Consider the following 17,386-nt stretch of genomic DNA (forward strand, 5'->3'; position numbering starts at 1 on the left):
TAAATGTTATGGCCTCTCCCTCTGCAGTTTGCTCTGCAACATTTCCAGCTGCTCCAGTGCGGCGCGGGCTTCGTCTAGTTCGATTTGGCTGTGTTCTCCAGATTGCGCAGCTTGTTCGATGCGTTCGCGGATGGCGGGGATCTGCTGCACGCCGCTGGCGTAGGCCATGATCTGGTCGCGGGTTTGTTGGTCTTCGAAGGCGCTGTACTGCGTCGGGTCGGCCAGCTGTGCGGCGGATGCGGGTTGGCGGGGTTTGAGTTGGCCGAGGGCCGGGCTGCGAGGGTCGCCTTGGTCGGCCATTAGCTGAATCAGCATTTGCGCTTCCTGGGCATTCAGTTGCGGCTCGCTTGGCGGTTCTTCCACCGATTTTTCTGCAGGCGCTGGGATTGCTACAGGTTGCTGTGCCGGCAAGGCGGCGGGCATCTCTGGCAAGCGGATAGGCGGGCTGATCGGCGTTGCAGCCTGTGCTGCAGCGGCTGGCGCGGTGTCGGCCTGGGGCGTGCGCACAACGACTATGGTCACCGCCGTGATCACGCCGAGAAGACCGATGCCGAGCCAGGCCCTCATAGTCCTTCTACCTTGGCGTTGGTCAGCAGGGCGTTCACGCGGGCTTGGAAGGCTTGGGTCAGCTGCTCCTTGGCCACGGCCTGGTTGACTTCATAACGCACGCTGGGGTCGCTAAGCGGCAGTTGCTTATCCTCACGGCTGCGCACCTGGACGATCTCGAACGCGCCGTCGATCAGCATCGGTTGGGACAAGCTGCCTGCCTTCTGCAACAGGGCGGTCTTGCGCAGAAAGTCCAGCTGCGCATCCTGCGGACGAATCAGGCCAAGGTCGCCGGGTGGCGTGTGGCTTTTGCTGTCAGCCAGTGAATAGCGGTGTACGGCGTCATCGAAGCTCAGGCCCTTTTGCAGTTCGGCATACACCCGGTCGGCACTGGCTTGATCAGTCAGGCGGATATGGCTGGCTTGCACCTGAGCAACGTTCAGGTAGAGCTGCAGGTTGCGCTGGTAGTAGGCCTCGGCGTCCGCATCGCTGACCCGGCTGGCGCGTTCGCGCAGGCTGGCGGTTTCATGGTGAAAGTCGTTGTGCAGGCCGAGTTGGTGCAGGTACTTGTGGCGGACCAGTTTGTCGCGCACCAGCTGGCGGATGCCGGCCTGTTCGTCCGCGCTGAAGCCCTTCTCTCCGAGTTGATACCAGAGGTAGTCGCGCAGCGCTCGCTGACGCACCTGTTCTGCCAGGTACACCAGGTTGCCCTGTTGCAGCTCCACGCGGCCTTGTACGTTATCGCCCTGATACAGCTCGAGCAGGTTCAGGCGTTGTTCGGCCTGACCGGGGAATTGCCAACTGATTAGCTGCACCTGGGCGGCATCGACTTGTTGCTGGGGGCTCAACTGCAGGCTATCGAGCACCACGCCTTGGGTTGGCGCGGTTAGTACTTGGCGCAGGCGGGCGCTGCTCAGCGCCTGTGGCTGGCGCAGAAAGGGCCGTACATCGTGATCGAACTGGCGGCCGTAGACCTGCTCGATCAGGTTGGCGGCTTCGCGTTCGACCAAGGCATCCAGATCGCTGCTGTATTTGCTGCTCAGCTCGGCTTCCACTTCGCGGGCCAGCAGGTGGTTTTCCGCCAGGCCTGTACGCAGCAAGCGCAGGTCGGTGTTGAATTTGACCCGGGTCATGGCCTGCTCCAGCAGGCCGATGCTTTTACCGGGCAGGCGTTCACCGTTGATGCGCATGTCCTGGCTGCCCAGGGCTGACAGGCAGATGCCGGTCAGCCCCAGTACCAGCAAACTGCGCTGGATGATCGAGCGCACCTTACAGGCCACCCTGGCCGTAGAAGGTGTTGGCACCCTTGGTCAGCACGCTGACGGTGAGGGCGATGGACTCCGGAATCAGCTCCTTGGCCACTCGCAGGCGGGTGGCGTAGCTGGTGTCATACAGCGGCTCGGGACGCTGGTAGGCGACCTGGGCGGTCTGGGTCAGCAGATCGCGGATCGGCTTCTGCGCGTTATAGCTGCCGACCCGGTTGGCCACTGCCGCCATATTGTTCAGGCCTTCGCTGAAGTAATGGTCATCCACCCAGCCTTCCCAGCCGGAGTGGCCATTGCCCGACGTAACCCAGGCATGGTGCGGCTGCGCGACATCGCCGGTGGTGTGCAACGAGTAGCCGATGGTTTGCAGGGACGGCGCGTTCTTGAACTGATCGAACCAGTACTTGGCCAGGTTATCGATGGGCTGGAAGGCCGCCGTCTGGAAGTCGCCGTAGTGCGTTTGCCAGTTGGAGGAGGTGCCCTGGCGGTAATGCGCTTCGGTGGTGTCGAAGTCGCTCTTCTTCAGCTCGCGGTTGTACAGGTAAACCATGGCGTACCAGTCAACGTCGCCGCTCCAGCTGCCATCTACCTTGCGGTAGCGGTAGTCGTAGCCGCCGTGGTCGTTACCGTGGGCGTCGCCCTGGCGGGCCATGTTGATGAAGTGCCAGTACGAGGTGTAGTTGACCAGCGAAGCGGCGGCGCCATACACCGGCGCATGCTCGTAGCCGACCCACCAGCCGCCCAGGCGGGTGTCCTGGAAATCGTCAACGTCATAGGCCGCCTGGCCGAGGATTTCCCCCGCGCGGGCTTCGCTGCCGGCTGCGCCGACGTAGAACTGGTAGGCGCGTCTCATCTCGGGCGTGGCATGGGCCGAGTTGAGGAAGGCCAGGGCGTCTTTGACGATGTTCTTGTGCGTCGGTTGCGACCAGGCGCTGGCGTGGCTGGCGCTGAATGCCAGGCCTAGACCAACGACCAGGGAGGTGAGGTTTTTCATAGGGAAGGCGCTCTTTTGTTGTTGGAGTTGAGCAGTATTAGCGGTCATTGATGGCAGAACTGTTGCAATGCCGCACGCCAACTTAAAGCTGATGCGCTGTGTTGCCTCAACCCAACTAAGGTTTGGTGGTATAGACCAATTTTCTTGTACGTCTTAATCCGCGCCGTTGTCTTCCTGATGCAAGGCCCCTGTCTCGCTGCTTTCCAGCACCACATAGGCGCTGGCGCAGAACAGTGAGTTGAGGCGTTTCATGTCGGCGATCAGCTCCATGTGCAGGGCGCTGGTTTCGATGCTTTGCACCACCTGATGGTGCAGACGGCTGACATGCGCGTGTGCCAGTCGTCGCTCCTGGGCGCGGAAGCGGCGTTTTTCGCGCAGCAGCTGGCGCGCGCTTTCTTTGTCGGCAGAGAGAAACACCGAGAGGCCAAGGCGCAGGTTGGCCAGCAGTTGGGCGTGCAGGGTGGTGAGTTCCTCCAGGCCGCTGTCTGAAAACGAATGGCGCTGCGCGGTTTTCTGATCCTGCACTTTGCCGAGCATGCGTTCGATGATGTCGCCGGCCTGCTCCAGGTTGACGGCCAGCTCGATGATCTCCGCCCAGCGCCGGCTGTCGTGCTCACTCAACACCTCGCGTGGCACCTGCGCCAGATAGAGTTTGACCGCGCTATAGAGCGCATCGACATCGTCATCCAGGCGGCGCAGCTCCTTGCCCAGGGCGGTTTGCCCGCCACTTAGTACTTCCAGCAAATGGTTGAGCATGGTCTCGATCAGGTCGCCGATGCGCAGGGTTTCGCGCACTGCATTGGCCAGCGCCAGGCTTGGTGTTGCCAGCGCGGTGGGGTCGAGGTGGCGCGGGCGGGCGACGCCGTTTTCGTCCGGGCGATCCGGCAGCAGCCAATTACAGAAGCGCGCCATCAGCCCGACTGTGGGCAGCATCAGCACGCAGCGCAGGCCGTTGTAGAGCAGGTGAAAGCCGATCACCAACTCCTCGGGCCGCCACTTCAGGCTGTCTAGCCAGTTGGCCAGCGGATCGAGAAACGGCATCACCAGCAGCAGGCCGATCAGTTTGTACAGCAGGCTGCCCAGGGCCACGCGCCGCCCGGCTGGGGTTTGCAGGCTGCTGGTGAGAAAGGCCAGCACGCCGCTGCCGATATTGGCGCCAATCACCAGGCCAATGGCCACCGGCAGGCCAATCAAACCGGCGCCGGTCAGCGTCGCGGTAAGCAGCACGGCGGCCAGGCTGGAATAGGAAATCAGCGCAAACAGCGCGCCGACCAGCGCATCCAGCAGCAGGTCGCCGGTCAGTGAGGCGAACAGCACGCGGATCCCCTGCTCCTGGGTTATCGGCGTAGCGGCGGCAACGATCAGCTCAAGCGCCAGCAGCATAAGCCCCAGGCCGATGGCCACGCGGCCGAGCTGGCCGGCGCGGGTCTGCTTGCGCGAGAGAAAGAAGATCACACCGAGGAAAATCAGCAGCGGGCTTAGCCAGCTCAGGTCGAGGGTCAGCACCCGCGCCATCAACGCCGTGCCGACGTCCGCACCGAGCATGATCGCCAGCGCCGGGGTCAGCGCCATCAGGCCCTGAGCGACAAATGAAGTAACCAGCAGCGCGGTGGCGTTGCTGCTCTGCACCAGCGCGGTCACGCCGATGCCGGCAGCAAAGGCTAGTGGGCGCTTGCTGACGTTATGGCTAAGCACCTTGCGCAGGTGCGAGCCATACACCCGCAGGATGCCGGTACGGACGATATGGGTGCCCCAGATCAGCAAGGCGACGGCAGACAGAAGATTAAGCAGGGTGAGCATGGTGCTGCTCCCTGGCGCGCCCGCCCGGTTGCAGCGTGACGCGTGGTTTTTACTTGTTATAAAGGCTAAAGCCCTATGTTTAGCTTTAGCTGGGGTTGGCGCTGCGCGCCAGCGAACGACACAGGCTGTCGCGTAATCCCGTCAAGCTGCGTGAGCTGATAACCTTGCTCGCTACTGAATGGATGCCCTCCGATGCTGACGCTTTATCACGCCCCCGATCTGGAAACCCTTGGCGAGCTGGCCACCACGCTGCTCGCTACGCCGATGCGTGATCCCTTTGCGCCGGCCCTGGTGGTGGTGCCGAGCCAGGGTATGGGGCGCTGGCTGACGCTGGAGCTGGCGCGCAAGCAGGGCATTGCCATGCAGCTGGAGGTGCAGCTGCCGGCCAAGTTCGTCTGGGACCTCTCGCGCCTGTGCCTGGGGCAGTTGCCGGAGCAGTCGGCGTTCAGCCCCAGCAGTTTGAGCTGGCGTTTGTATGACTGGCTGTGCGAGCCGGCCCACCTGGCTGAAGCACCGCGTCTGGCGCATTACCTGGAAGGTGGCGATGAGCGCCGCAGGCTGTCATTGGCCGTGAAGATCGCCGACGTATTCGACCAATACCTGCTGTATCGCGACGACTGGCTGGCCGCCTGGGAGCGCAACGACTTGCTCGATCTCGGCCCGGATGAAGCCTGGCAGGCGCTGCTCTGGCGCGAGCTGACCAAAGACGGCCATCCACACCGCGCGCGGTTGCTGGAAGAGCTGCTCACCCGCCTGTATGACGCCACGCCCATCGCCGGGCTGCCCGAGCGCGTGCTGGTGTTCGGCATCAGTTCGCTGCCGCCGCACCATATGCGGGTATTGGAAGGCTTGGCGCGGCACACCCAGGTGATTGTTTTCGCCCTCAACCCGTGCCGCGAAGCCTGGGGTGAGATTCGTGATATCCGCGAGCTGGCGCGGCAACCCGAAGCCAGTCCAGAAGACTGGTACCTGGATGTCGGCCATCCGCTGCTGGCCAGCCTGGGCAAACAGGGCCGCGATTTTTTCGACAGCCTGTTTAGCCTGGCCTCCAGCGAGGGCAGTCAGGAAATCGGCCTGTATTCCGAAGACGCTGACCTGCACGACGCCAGCCTGTTGCAGGCATTGCAGAACGATATCCTGCGCCTGCGCACCCGAACGGCGGCTGAACGCATGGTGCTGCGTGAGGACGATCGCTCGCTGGAACTGCACGTCGCCCACTCGCCGCTGCGCGAGGTGGAAATCCTGCATGACCAACTGCTCGCCCGCTTTGCCGCCGACCCCGCGCTGACGCCCGATCAGGTGGTGGTGCTGACCCCGGACATCGAGCGGTATGCGCCCTATATCGAAGCGGTGTTTGCCCCGCGTGAAGGTGTGCCGCGCGTGCCGTTCAGCCTGGCAGACCGCAGCCTGCGCGCAGAAATTCCGCTGATCGAAGCCTTCCTCAACCTGCTTGCGCTGCCGGACAGCCGCTTTGCTGCCGAAGAAATTCTGGCCTGGCTGGAACAGCCGTCTATTGCCCGCCGCGCAGGTATCGAAGCCGAAGATTTACCGCTGCTACGCGACTGGCTGCGCGACGCCGGCGTGCGCTGGGGCCGCGATGAAACGCACCGCGAGCAACTGGGCCTGCCGGCGGATGCGGCCTTTACCTGGCGGCAAGGGCTGGATCGCCTGCTACTGGGCTTTGCTGCGCCGCCGCAGCTTGCGGGCCTGGCCGCGCCGCTGCTGGGTGCCAGTTGGCCGCTGGATGCGCTGGAAGGCGGCCGCGCACAACTGCTCGGGCGCTTGGCCGGTTTTGTCGAGCGCTTGGCCGCGCTGGCGCAGAGCCTGCAACGGCCACGCGCCCTGGGCGAATGGGCCGAATCCCTGCAAGGACTGATCGAACAGTTGTTCGATGAGCACGAGGCCGGCGACACCCTGTTGCTGCTGTCCAAGGCCTGCGCAGCGCTCAAAGAACAGGGCGACGCCTCGGGGGTTGAGCGGCCAATTGAACTGGCGCTGATTCGTCAGCAACTGACCGCCGCCTTGGAGCAGGGCAGCGCCGCTTCGGGCTTTCTCACCGGCGCAGTGACCTTCTGCACCATGGTGCCGATGCGCAGCCTGCCGTTTCGTCTGGTCTGCCTGCTCGGTCTGGATGACGGTGCCTTGCCGCGCCGCACCCCGGCAGCAGGCTTTGACCTGATCGGCCAGAAACCCCGCCGTGGCGACCGCGCACGCCGTCTGGACGACCGTTACCTGCTGCTGGAAACCTTGCTCTCGGCCCGTGGCGGCCTATACCTGAGCTACGTCGGCCGCGACCCGCGCAGCAACGCCGAGCTGCCGCCTTCGGTGTTGGTCAGCGAATTGCTGGATGTGGTCGACCTCACGGCGGTAGATGGCAACGGCCCGGCCAGCGCAAGGGTTACTCACCACCATCCATTGCAACCCTTCGCGCCGGGTAACTTCGCCGGCAACCGCCATGCCGGCTTTGCCGCGCCCTGGTTCCACGCTGCGCAGCGTTTGAGTCAGGCGGTGCAAGCCCCCGCGCCCTTTGCCAGTCCGTTGGATAAGCCGGATCAAGACTGGCTGAGCATCGAACCCAGCCAGCTGATCCACTGCTTTAAACATCCAGCGCGCTACCTGCTGGAACAACGTCTCGGCCTGCGCCTAGCGCAGAGCGAGGAAACCCTGGCCGGCGACGAGCCGTTCAGCGTCGAGTGGACCCGCCAGCACGGCCTGCGCCAGCTGGCATTGCAGGCCGTCGAACGCGTCTGGAGCGAGCGTGAAGAGCGCGCCGTGGCGGCGGCTTCCAGCTGGCTACCGGTGGGCGAACTGGGCCAGGCACATTGGGGGCAGATTCGCGGGCCAATCCGCGCCTTTGCGCCAACCCTGTTTGACGAGCGCCCGGATGACGCGCCGCAACCGCTGTTGGTCGATATCGAGCTGGCGGGTGTGCACATCCACGGCTGGCTGGATGGCGTGACCAGTGAGGGGTTGTTTGATTACCGCCTGCGTGATCTCGGCGCCTGGGAGCTGGCGCCGTTCTGGTTGCGCCATCTGCTGCTCAACTGCGCTGCCACGCCTGACATCAGCCGCGACAGCCGCCTGCTCTCACCAAAAAGCGAATGGCGTCTGGGCGCGTTGACCAATGCCCGTGAGCTGCTCTTACCCTGGCTCGAAGCCTACAAAAGCGCGCTGTGCGAGCCGCTGCCGCTGTTCGCCAAATGCAGCCACGGTTTCGCCCGCAAATGGCGCAACCCCGGGCGCAAGGAGCCGATTGACGCCGCCCGCAGCGAAGCGCGGGTGATGTGGCAAGGCAATGACTTTATGGCCGGCGAAGGCCAAGACCCCTGGAATGCCCTGGCCTTCCGCGACCGTGAAGCGCTGGATGAGCGCTTTGAGGTGTTGGCCGAACAACTCTACGGCCCAGCGCTGGACGCCCTGCAAGACAGTGACGAGGACGAAGCATGAGCAGCGCCAGCCTGAACCTGCTGCACGACAGCTTCACCGGCCGCTCGCTGATCGAAGCCAGCGCCGGCACCGGCAAAACCTGGACCCTGACCGCGTTATACGCGCGCCTGTTACTGGAGAAGCAGCTCAGCGTCAGCCAGATTCTGGTGGTGACCTTTACCACCGCTGCCACCGCCGAGCTGCGCGAGCGCATTCGTATGCGCCTGGCCGAGTTGCTGGCGGTGTATGAACAAGGGCCGGGTGACGACGCCTTGCTCAATGAACTGCACGCCCAGTACCCGGATGCAGCCAGCCACCGGCGTTTGCTGCTGGCGGTGCACGGTTTTGACGAGGCGGCGATCTTCACCATCCACGGCTTCTGCCAGCGGGCTTTGCAGGACGCCGCGTTTGAAGCGGGTGGCGATTTCGACAACGAGCTGACCCACGACGACCGCGAGATTATCGATGCCCTGCTCGCCGATCTTTGGCGGCATGAGCTGGCCAGCGCCGAGCCGGAATGGGCGGCGTTTCTGGTGCAGCAGAAAATCACTCCGCAGGTCTTGCGTCAGCGTTTGCGCAACCACCTGGGCAAGCCGTACCTGCGCATCGAACCGCAACCCGGTACGCGCAGTGAGATGAGCGCTCTGCGCGCCGCCTGGCAGCAGGCGCAACGTCTTTGGCAGGGCGAAAGCGCCGGCTGGCTGGCGCAGCTCAAGGCCTTTGACGGTTTCAAGAGCAATATGTGCAACGCGGCCAAACTGGGCGTCTGGCAGTCCGAGCTGGACGGTTATTTCAGCGACGCCGCTGCGCTGTTCAGCAAAACCGAAGCGCACCGTCGGCTGGCCCGCGAAGGGCTGAACAAGGCCAGCAAAAAGGGCTGCGAAGCCCCGGCCAATCCGCTGGCCGCTGCGCTACAGGAACTCTGCGATGCGCTGGATGCCGCACAACCCGAGGCCGAGCAACGCCTGATCGACCTGCAGGTGCGCTTGATTCATCAGCTCAACGAACAACTGCCCGCGCGCAAAGCGGCGCAACGCCTGCTGGCCTTCGATGACCTGCTCAACAAGCTGCAGCAAGCCTTGCAGAGCGAGGGCGGCGAGCACCTGGCCAGCACCCTGCGCACGCAGTATCCGGTGGCGCTGATCGACGAGTTTCAGGACACCGATCCGGTGCAGTACCGGGTGTTTCATCGCATTTATCAGGACGCCGGCGATCTGTGTTTCGTCGGCGATCCGAAGCAGGCCATCTATGCGTTTCGCGGTGCCGACTTAGCCACGTATTTAAAAGCCCGCAGCGAAGCCGCGCGGCAATACAGCCTGGCCACCAACCATAGATCCACGCCCGAGCTGATCGCCGCGCTGAATCAGCTGTTCGACCGGCCCATGCCCTTTGCCGAGCAAGGCTTGGCTTACCAGCAGGTCGGGGCCAGCAGCAAGGCGCGGGCACAGTTGGTATTGCCGCGTATTGAGGATGAAACTGACGCACCGCTGGCGTTGGTCTGGCTGGATAACGACTACCTGGGCAAGGGCGAAGCGGGCGCACTGGTGGCACGGGATACGGCGCGGCGCATTGCGGCGGTGCTAAGCGCGAGCAGTCAGGGCCAAGCCTTTTTTGAGCAAGACGGCACGCGCATACCGCTCAAAGGTGGCGATATCGCCGTGCTTGTGGCCAGCCACCGTCAGGCTGGCGAAGTGGCCGCCGAGCTGGCCGCCCGTGGCGTGCCCAGTGTGCGCCGAGGCAAGGAGAACGTCTGGCACAGCGAAGAGGCCGATGAGCTGTCCGCCGTGCTCGCCGCCTACGCCGAACCGGGCCGCGAGGGCGCATTGCGTTATGCCCTGGCCAGCCGTTTGCTGGGCCGTAGCGCTGCCGATCTGGCCGCCTGCAGCGAGGACGCTCAAGCCTGGGACCGCGAGCGCGAAGCCGCCGAGCGCTACCACCAACTCTGGCAACAACAGGGCTTTATGCGCGCTTTCCGCGCCTGGCTGGATGAGCAACACGTGGCTCAGCGGCTGCTGGCGTTGGTCGATGGCGAGCGCCGCCTGACCAACCTGCTGCACCTGGCCGAGCTGCTGCAAACCGAAAGCCTGCAACGCCCCGGTCTGGAGCAATTACTCGCCTGGTTCAACGCCCAGCGCAGCGCCGAGGCCCACGGCGAAGACGCCTTGCTGCGTTTGGAAAGCGATGCCGAGCGGGTGCAGATCGTCACCATCCACACCTCCAAAGGCCTGGAATACCCGCTGGTGTTCTGCCCCTACCTGTGGGACGGCGCACTGCTGCGCCAGCATGAGGACATCAGCTGCCACGCCGACGACGGCACACCACTGTTGGACCTGGGCAGCGAGCAGCTCGACGTGCACCGCGAGCGCGCCCGCCATGAGCGTTTCGCCGAAAAACTGCGCCTGACCTACGTCGCCCTGACCCGCGCGCGTGATCGCCTGTGGCTGCACTGGGGGCCGGTGGACTGCAAACCGAAAAAGGACGGCACCCTCGGCGACAGCGGCCTGCACAGCAGCGCCCTGGCCTGGCTGCTGCACGGCCGTGGGTTATCGGGTGAGGATGCCCTGAGCGAACTGGCCGGCCACCTGCAAAACCTCAGTCCGCAGGGTTTGCGTGCGGAAGTCGAACAGTTAATTTCCAGCAGCCAAGGCCAGATGACCCTTCAGCCGTTGCGTGACAGCGAAGCCAGCGCCGCCGGTGAGCAACGCGGCCCGGCCCCGCAGCAACTCGCTACCTTGCAACGCAGCCTGCACAGCGCCTGGCGCATCGGCAGCTTCTCAGGGCTGGCCGCCGGTATGCATATGGAAGCGCCGGACCGTGACGGCCTGGTGCTGCCGGACGCCAGCGAACCGGGCACTGGCTTCTTCGCCTTCCCCCGTGGTGCGCGGGCCGGTACTTGCCTGCATGCCATTCTGGAAGATTGGGCGCGCGGCAAAGGCGCGCTGGCTGAACTGATCGAACCGGGGCTGAGCGGCCACGGCATCAGCAACGACTGGCAGGCCGTGGCGCTTGAGCATCTGCAACAGGTGATCGACGCCGATCTGGATGGCAAGGGGCTGACCCTCGCCGGCTTGAATCCAACCCGGCGCTTGCCCGAACTGGGCTTTACCTTTCCCCTGGCCGGGCTGGATGTGCAGCGCATGCGCGCCATTCTCTGCGACCCGGCGCATGGCCTGGCGGCACCGATGCGCGAGGCGGCGGCGCGGCTGGAATTCGACAGCCTCAAGGGCTTTCTCAAGGGCTTTATCGACCTGACCTTCGAGCACGACGGACGCTGGTACATCGCCGACTACAAGTCCAACTGGCTCGGCCCGGACGCCAGCTACTACGGCGGCGAACGCCTGCTGCAAGCCCTGGCCGCCGAGCATTACTACCTGCAATACCTGATCTACCTGGTGGCGCTGCGACGCTTCCTGCGGCAGCGTCTGGACGATTTCAAGAATGAGCAGCTGGGCGGCGCGTATTACCTGTTTCTGCGCGGCATGCCGAGCGCCGGGGTGTATTTCTCACGGCCCAGCGATGGACTGTTGGATGCGCTGGATACCTTGTTTGCGGAGGGTAAATGATGTTGCCGAGTAGCCCGGGTGCAATCCGGGAACGGTCATCGCACCGCCTCACACATGCCCCGGATTACATCCGGGCTACGGGAGTGAACGATGACGCTTGCTGATCTGCCTCTTGGCCCGTTGGAACGCGCGCTGGTCGCCAGCTTGCAGCGTCTCGACCCGCAGGCGTCACCTGTGGTTTTGGCGTCAGCGGCGCTGCTGTGCATGGCCTTGGACAAAGGCGATGTCTGCCTGCCTTTGGTGCGCATGGCCGGGCAGCGGCCTTGGCCGGAGCATGCCTTCAACCTGCCGAAACTGGCGGACTGGCAAGCGCAGTTGCAGGCATCCGCGTTGGTAGGCGGCGAGGGCGCTTTCACACCGCTGATCCTTGAGCACGGCCGCCTCTACCTGGCACGGTATCAGGCCTATGAGCGCCAGTTGGCCGAGCAGTTGCTGCAACGTGCCGCCGATTTGCCCGAGGTGGATGAAGCCCAGCTCAGTGAAAGCCTGATCCGACTATTTGCCTTTAACCAACAGCAACCCGACTGGCAGCGCCTGGCCGCCGCGCAAGCGGTGCGGCGCAAGCTGGCGGTGATCTCCGGCGGCCCCGGCACCGGTAAAACCACCACCGTGGTGCGCTTGCTGGCGGCGCTGCTTGAACAGCCCGGTTGCGAACATCCGGGCGGCGCTCCGCTGGCCATCGGCCTGGCCGCGCCTACCGGTAAAGCCGCTGCGCGCATGGCCGAGGCGATCCGTAATGCCAAAGCCGAGTTGCCGGTCAGCGAGGCAATCAAAGCCGCGCTGCCGGATGAGGCGCGCACCCTGCACCGCCTGCTCGGCAGCCGGGGCGACAGCCCGCAAGTGCGCCATCACGCGGCCAACCCGCTGGCGCTGGATGTGCTGGTGGTGGACGAAGCCTCGATGGTCGATCTGGCGCTGATGGCCAAGCTGCTTGATGCACTGCCGCCCACTGCACGATTGATCCTGCTCGGCGATAAAGACCAACTGTGCGCCGTGGAAGCCGGTGCGGTGTTTGCCGAACTCTGCGAGGGCCGTGGCTTTGATGCTCAGGCGGCGAGCGAACTGCAACGCATCACCGGCCAGCAAGTGCCGATCAGCCAGCCGACCTCGCAACTGGGCGACGCCGTGGTGCTGCTGACTCACAGTCACCGCTTTGCCGGTGACAGCGGCATTGGCGAACTGGCGCGGCGCATTAATGGCGGCGATGTCAGCGGCACGCTCAACCTGCTCAAGGAAGGCCGCAGCGACCTGACCTGGATGGCCACGCCGACGCCCAATGATTTGCTGGAGCGTCTGGATCAGGGCTACGCGCCCTATATCAGCGCCGCCAAAAGCGCCGACCCCGCCGCCGCCTTTGCCGCGTTCAATGCCTTTCGCGCGCTCTGCGCTCAACGTGAAGGGGCCTGGGGCGTGGCCGGGATCAACGAAGCCCTGGAGGCACGGATCAAGCGCCGCAGCCAGGTGCCTAGCCGCGAACGCTGGTATGTAGGCCGGCCGGTGATGGTGCGGCAGAACGACTACGCACTCGGCCTGTTTAACGGCGATATCGGTATTTGCTTACACACTGAGTACGGCCTGCGAGTGTTCTTTGAAGGTGAGGACGGCTACCGCCCCTTTGCCCCGGCGCGCCTGCCCAGCCACGACAGCGCCTTTGCCATGACTGTGCATAAAAGCCAGGGCTCAGAGTTCAGCGAAGTGCTGCTGGTGCTGCCCGAACAACCCAGCCCCCTGCTGACCCGTAGCCTGTTCTACACCGGCATCACCCGCGCCAAACATAAGGTGGAAATCTGGGGTTTTCCGGCGCGTTTAAGCGAAGCCGTGGCCACCCGCGCGGAACGGGCAGCGGGGTTGGCTGAGCGGTTAGCCGCAACGTCTTTAATAGCAACGCCGCAGCCATTCGCAGCAGACGGATCCACTCAATTTTCGCTTTTCTAAGGACCGTATGAAGTATGTTTTTCTGACGATATGGGCCGTGCTTTTTTTGCCGTTGGGGTGTGTCGCCAGCCTTGGTCTGTGGAGAAGCCCCGGTAGCTATCAGAGTTATCTGCTTTTTGCCGGCGTGGCCTATGCCGCGGTTTGTAGCTTCAAGTTGATTCAAGAAGGCTACCGTAGCAAAGCTTTATTTGGTTCCAGCAATGTGGGCTTCTGGTTATGCCTGCTGCTGTTGCCATTGTGCTTGCTGCCCTTATACGGTGCCTACGAAACCTGGTTGCAGGGTATTTATGTACCCAGCTCTTCAGGGCGTAAGACATACTTGAGCAGTTTGCTACTGGAGGGTTTGCAAGCTTTGGTCGGTCACTGGGGGCCGATCATCGCGTTGTTGGCATTTGGGCTGGGGATGATGTTTTTTCTGCTGGGCGTGATCCGTCAATACCGCCGCTGACGTTGCGGTAGGCTGCCGTGTAATCCGTCTGAACGCCTACACTGCGAAAGCAATTACTGAGTTTTGCGATCCGCCGCGGTGCTGACCGCTAAGGTTGAGGCGCAATGCGCATTCGAACACTTATCTGTTTGTTCTTAAGCCAGGCGCTCTGCACCGGCGTCCTGGCGGCGCCGTTGCGTCTAGTCACCGGCGATGACTACGCGCCCTTTACCGGTAAGGCGCTGCCTGCAGGTGGCATGCTGACGCAGTTGGTGCGTGCGGCGTTGCAGCGCAGCAGCATCGCCAGCAGCCTGGACTGGCAGCCCTGGAAGCGCGGTTACCTGAAAACCCTGCAAGGCGATTACGACGCGACATTCCCGTATGTCCGCACTGCGCAGCGTGAAGAGGTGTTTCTCTACTCGGAGCCGTTGTTTACTGCCGAGCAGTATATTTTCAGCCGGGCAGGTGAGGTAATCGAGCTCGATGATGTCCCCAGTATGCAAGGGTTGCGACTCTGCTACCCGCTGGGTTGGCAGCCGCCACCCACCATTCAGCAGTTGCTGGATGATGGGCAGTTACGCCGGCATTCCCCTACCGGATTGAATGAGTGCGCCCGTTTGCTGTTGATGGACCGCGATGATTTTTTTATCTCGGATCGACGCCTGGGCGAGACCGCGTTGCAATTGAGCGGTGTGCCTTTAGAACGCTTTCGTCGCTCCAACAGCGCCATTAACCGCAGCACCCTGCACCTGATCGTGCCGCGCAGCCACCCGCAGGCGGCGGTGATCATCGCGCAGTTCAATCAGGGCTTGGCGCAGTTGCGCGCCAGTGGCGATTATCAGCGCATGCTTGAGCGCAACCTGCAGCAGAGTGAGGTCGCTGCGCCCTGAGTTAGCGCAGTGGCTTTATGGCCGGCCATCCCTGGCGGCCACCCAGCTATTTCTTAAGTTTGGGGTTAGGAAAGAACTGCACGACTTGCACTTTGGGGTCGGCAATCTTGGGTTTCAGGGCGCTGATATTGACCCGTGTGGGCAGTTCACGCGGCACTGAGTTGCCGCGTTCGTCCAGGGTGTCGGCGTAGCCGCAGCCGATGCACTCGCGGTGCGGCACGCCGTCCACGTTCCACATCTGGATCTTGTCCATTTCGCTGCACGCCGGGCAGACCGCGCCGGCGATAAAGCGTTTTGCGCTGATATTCACAGGTGCATCTGTCATGCGGCCTCCTGGCTCAAACCAAGGTGGCGCAGCAGCGCGTCGATCGACGGCTCGCGGCCACGGAAATCCACAAACAGCACCATCGGTGCCTGCGAGCCGCCGCGCGCCAGGATGGCTTCACGGAAGGCTTGCCCAGTGGCGCTATTGAATACGCCTTCTTCCTCGAACTTGGAGAAGGCATCGGCGCTCAGCACTTCGGCCCATTTGTAGCTGTAGTAACCGGCCGCGTAACCGCCGGCGAAGATGTGCGCGAAGCTGTTGGGGAAGCGGTTGTAGGCCGGTGGACGCAGCACCGAGACTTCCGCGCGGATGCCTTCGAGTACGTCGAGCACGCTGCGGCCGTCGCCGTGGGTGGCGTGCAGTTCGAAGTCGAACAGGCTGAACTCGATCTGCCGCACCATCATCAAGCCGGACTGGAAGTTCTTCGCCGCCAGCATCTTGTCCAGCAGGTCCTGCGGCAGCGGTTCGCCAGTCTCGTAGTGACCGGAGATCAGCGCCAGACCTTCCGGTTCCCAGCACCAGTTCTCCATAAACTGGCTCGGCAGCTCGACCGCATCCCAGGCCACGCCGTTGATACCGGACGCACCGGCGTGTTCGACGCGGGTCAACAGGTGATGCAAACCATGGCCGAATTCGTGGAACAGGGTGGTGACTTCATCGTGGGTGAGTAGCGCTGGCTTGTCGCCGACGGCAGGGGTGAAGTTACACACCAGATTGGCCACTGGGCTGATCAGCGTGCCATCGGCGGTGCGACGTTTGTCACGCGCGCCGTCCATCCAGGCGCCGCCGCGCTTGTTGGCGCGGGCGTAGAGGTCGAAGAAAAAGCGCCCGACGTGCGCACCGTTTTCGGTGATTTCAAACAGGCGCACATCCGGGTGCCAGGTGTCGAAGCCACTCAATTCCTCGATCTGGATGCCGTAGAGTTTTTCAACGATAGCGAACAGGCCAGTCAGCACCTTGTCGATGGGGAAGTAGGCACGCAGGATTTCCTGGGAAATGCTGTAGCGCTGCTCGCGCAGTTTCTCGCTGTAGTAGCCGACGTCCCAGCTTTGCAGCTCGCTGCAGCCCTGCTCACTGGCGAAGGCTTGTAGTTCGCGCAGGTCCTGCTCGGCAAATGGCTTGCCGCGAGTGCCCAGGTCGCGCAGGAAGTGCAGCACCTGATCGGTGGTTTCAGCCATTTTGCTGGCCAGGCTCAGTTCTGCGTAGTTGCCGAAACCCAGCAGCTTGGCCAGTTCCTGACGCAAGACGAGAATCTCCTGCATCACCGGGCCATTGTCGTTCTGCCCGGCATTCGGCCCCTGGTCGGAGGCACGGGTGCAGTAAGCGGCATATAGCTCTTCACGCAGCGCGCGGTCGTTAGCGTAGGTCATCACCGCAAAATAGCTGGGGAATTCCAGGCTGATCAGCCAGCCGTCCAGGCCCTTGGCCTCTGCGGCTTGCTTCATCTGCGCCTTGGCCGAATCGGTCAGGCCATCCAGAGCGGCCTCGTCGGTGACGTGCTTGGTCCAGGCCTGGGTGGCATCCAGCAGCTGGTTGGAGAACTTGCTGGCCAGTTCGGAGAGCTTCATCTGGATCTCGCCGTAGCGCTTCTGCTGCTCGGCCGGCAAGTCGATACCGGACAGGCGGAAATCGCGCAGGGCATGTTCGAGGATGGTCTTCTGCGCCACGTCGAAACCGGCTGCTGCAGGGCTCTCGGCCAGCGCTTGATACGCCTGGAACAGCGGTTGGTTCTGGCCGATTTCGGTCCAGTATTCAGACAGCTTGGGCAGGCAGGCCTCATAAGCTGCGCGCAGTTCAGCGCTGTTGCACACGGCGTTCAGGTGGCTGACCGGGCTCCAGGCGCGGCCCAGGCGCGCGCCCAGTTCGTCCAGGGCCAGCACCAGGCCGTCCCAGCTTGGGTCAGCGGCCTGTTGTTCCAGCAGACGGCTCATGGCGGCGCGGTTGTCGGCCAGAATCTGCTCGACGGCGGGCTCGACATGCTCCGGACGGATGGCGCTGTAGGGGGGCAGATCGAAGGCTTGCAGCAGCGGGTTAGTGGCAGTCACGACAGGTCACCTGTTACGAAATGGGTTTGCAGCTGTGACCCTGGGGGGCGCAAAAGGCTCCCAGGGGCAGGCTTGAGTGGACAGCGGCGCCATAAAGCAGCGCAGTTGTCCTGAACATGGGTGCCATCTTAATTACAATCAAGGCCAGACGCAGCTTAAGAGGTTTCTAT

At 63.4% G+C, this 17,386-nt stretch carries 11 protein-coding genes; 5 read left to right on the top strand and 6 right to left on the bottom strand.

Annotation, left to right across the window (positions count from 1 at the left end; translation table 11 throughout):
• Positions 1 to 6: 6 nt before the first annotated feature.
• The 4 genes from ALTER154_RS09595 to ALTER154_RS09610 all read right to left on the bottom strand — a co-directional run bounded on the left by ALTER154_RS09595 (position 7) and on the right by ALTER154_RS09610 (position 4,605).
• The gene (locus tag ALTER154_RS09595; protein WP_160086560.1) at positions 7 to 567 is read right to left on the bottom strand and encodes a hypothetical protein; all 561 of its coding nucleotides are present in this window, start codon (positions 565 to 567) and stop codon (positions 7 to 9) included.
• A complete protein-coding gene (locus ALTER154_RS09600) occupies positions 564 to 1,814 on the bottom strand; it encodes a peptidyl-prolyl cis-trans isomerase (protein WP_178126337.1) in 1,251 nt (416 codons plus the stop codon). Before ALTER154_RS09600 ends, ALTER154_RS09595 begins: the two co-directional genes overlap by 4 nt.
• Position 1,815: 1 nt before the next feature.
• Positions 1,816 to 2,805 (bottom strand): phospholipase, encoded by a 990-nt coding sequence (locus tag ALTER154_RS09605; RefSeq protein ID WP_160086562.1) that lies wholly within the window; start codon positions 2,803 to 2,805, stop codon positions 1,816 to 1,818.
• A 153-nt stretch (positions 2,806 to 2,958) separates the two neighbouring features.
• Positions 2,959 to 4,605 (bottom strand): Na/Pi cotransporter family protein, encoded by a 1,647-nt coding sequence (locus tag ALTER154_RS09610; RefSeq protein WP_160086564.1) that lies wholly within the window; start codon positions 4,603 to 4,605, stop codon positions 2,959 to 2,961.
• Positions 4,606 to 4,797: 192 nt separating this feature from the next.
• Between ALTER154_RS09610 and recC the strand changes: the two genes are divergently transcribed.
• The 5 genes from recC to ALTER154_RS09635 all read left to right on the top strand — a co-directional run bounded on the left by recC (position 4,798) and on the right by ALTER154_RS09635 (position 14,846).
• The gene (gene recC, locus ALTER154_RS09615; protein WP_160086566.1) at positions 4,798 to 8,052 is read left to right on the top strand and encodes an exodeoxyribonuclease V subunit gamma; all 3,255 of its coding nucleotides are present in this window, start codon (positions 4,798 to 4,800) and stop codon (positions 8,050 to 8,052) included.
• Entirely contained in the window at positions 8,049 to 11,594 is a 3,546-nt protein-coding gene (recB, locus tag ALTER154_RS09620; protein WP_160086568.1) for an exodeoxyribonuclease V subunit beta, read from the top strand. Before recC ends, recB begins: the two co-directional genes overlap by 4 nt.
• Before the next feature lie 90 nt (positions 11,595 to 11,684).
• Entirely contained in the window at positions 11,685 to 13,529 is a 1,845-nt protein-coding gene (recD, locus tag ALTER154_RS09625; RefSeq protein ID WP_160086570.1) for an exodeoxyribonuclease V subunit alpha, read from the top strand.
• Positions 13,530 to 13,536: 7 nt separating this feature from the next.
• Positions 13,537 to 13,977 (top strand): hypothetical protein, encoded by a 441-nt coding sequence (locus tag ALTER154_RS09630; RefSeq protein ID WP_160086572.1) that lies wholly within the window; start codon positions 13,537 to 13,539, stop codon positions 13,975 to 13,977.
• 104 nt (positions 13,978 to 14,081) lie between these two features.
• Positions 14,082 to 14,846, top strand: coding sequence for an ABC transporter substrate-binding protein (locus ALTER154_RS09635; RefSeq protein ID WP_160086574.1), 765 nt, complete (start codon positions 14,082 to 14,084; stop codon positions 14,844 to 14,846).
• A gap of 46 nt (positions 14,847 to 14,892) precedes the next feature.
• Here the strand turns inward: ALTER154_RS09635 and ALTER154_RS09640 are convergent, their stop codons facing one another.
• Both ALTER154_RS09640 and prlC read right to left on the bottom strand, forming a co-directional pair.
• Positions 14,893 to 15,171: a YheV family putative zinc ribbon protein gene (locus tag ALTER154_RS09640; RefSeq protein ID WP_160086577.1), complete on the bottom strand. Its 279-nt coding sequence runs from the start codon at positions 15,169 to 15,171 to the stop codon at positions 14,893 to 14,895.
• Positions 15,168 to 17,216: an oligopeptidase A gene (gene prlC / locus ALTER154_RS09645; RefSeq protein WP_160086579.1), complete on the bottom strand. Its 2,049-nt coding sequence runs from the start codon at positions 17,214 to 17,216 to the stop codon at positions 15,168 to 15,170. Before prlC ends, ALTER154_RS09640 begins: the two co-directional genes overlap by 4 nt.
• Positions 17,217 to 17,386 lie beyond the last annotated feature (170 nt).

The sequence above is a fragment of the Pseudomonas sp. 9AZ genome, assembly GCF_902506525.1.
Classification (GTDB): Bacteria; Pseudomonadota; Gammaproteobacteria; order Pseudomonadales; family Pseudomonadaceae; genus Aquipseudomonas; species Aquipseudomonas peli.

Coding starts and splice junctions, on each gene's coding strand:
- ALTER154_RS09595 (WP_160086560.1), bottom strand. CDS start 567: ATGAGGGCCTGGCTCGGCATCGGTCTTCTCGGCGTGATCACGGCGGTG.
- ALTER154_RS09605 (WP_160086562.1), bottom strand. CDS start 2,805: ATGAAAAACCTCACCTCCCTGGTCGTTGGTCTAGGCCTGGCATTCAGC.
- ALTER154_RS09610 (WP_160086564.1), bottom strand. CDS start 4,605: ATGCTCACCCTGCTTAATCTTCTGTCTGCCGTCGCCTTGCTGATCTGG.
- recC (WP_160086566.1), top strand. CDS start 4,798: ATGCTGACGCTTTATCACGCCCCCGATCTGGAAACCCTTGGCGAGCTG.
- recB (WP_160086568.1), top strand. CDS start 8,049: ATGAGCAGCGCCAGCCTGAACCTGCTGCACGACAGCTTCACCGGCCGC.
- recD (WP_160086570.1), top strand. CDS start 11,685: ATGACGCTTGCTGATCTGCCTCTTGGCCCGTTGGAACGCGCGCTGGTC.
- ALTER154_RS09630 (WP_160086572.1), top strand. CDS start 13,537: ATGAAGTATGTTTTTCTGACGATATGGGCCGTGCTTTTTTTGCCGTTG.
- ALTER154_RS09635 (WP_160086574.1), top strand. CDS start 14,082: ATGCGCATTCGAACACTTATCTGTTTGTTCTTAAGCCAGGCGCTCTGC.
- ALTER154_RS09640 (WP_160086577.1), bottom strand. CDS start 15,171: ATGACAGATGCACCTGTGAATATCAGCGCAAAACGCTTTATCGCCGGC.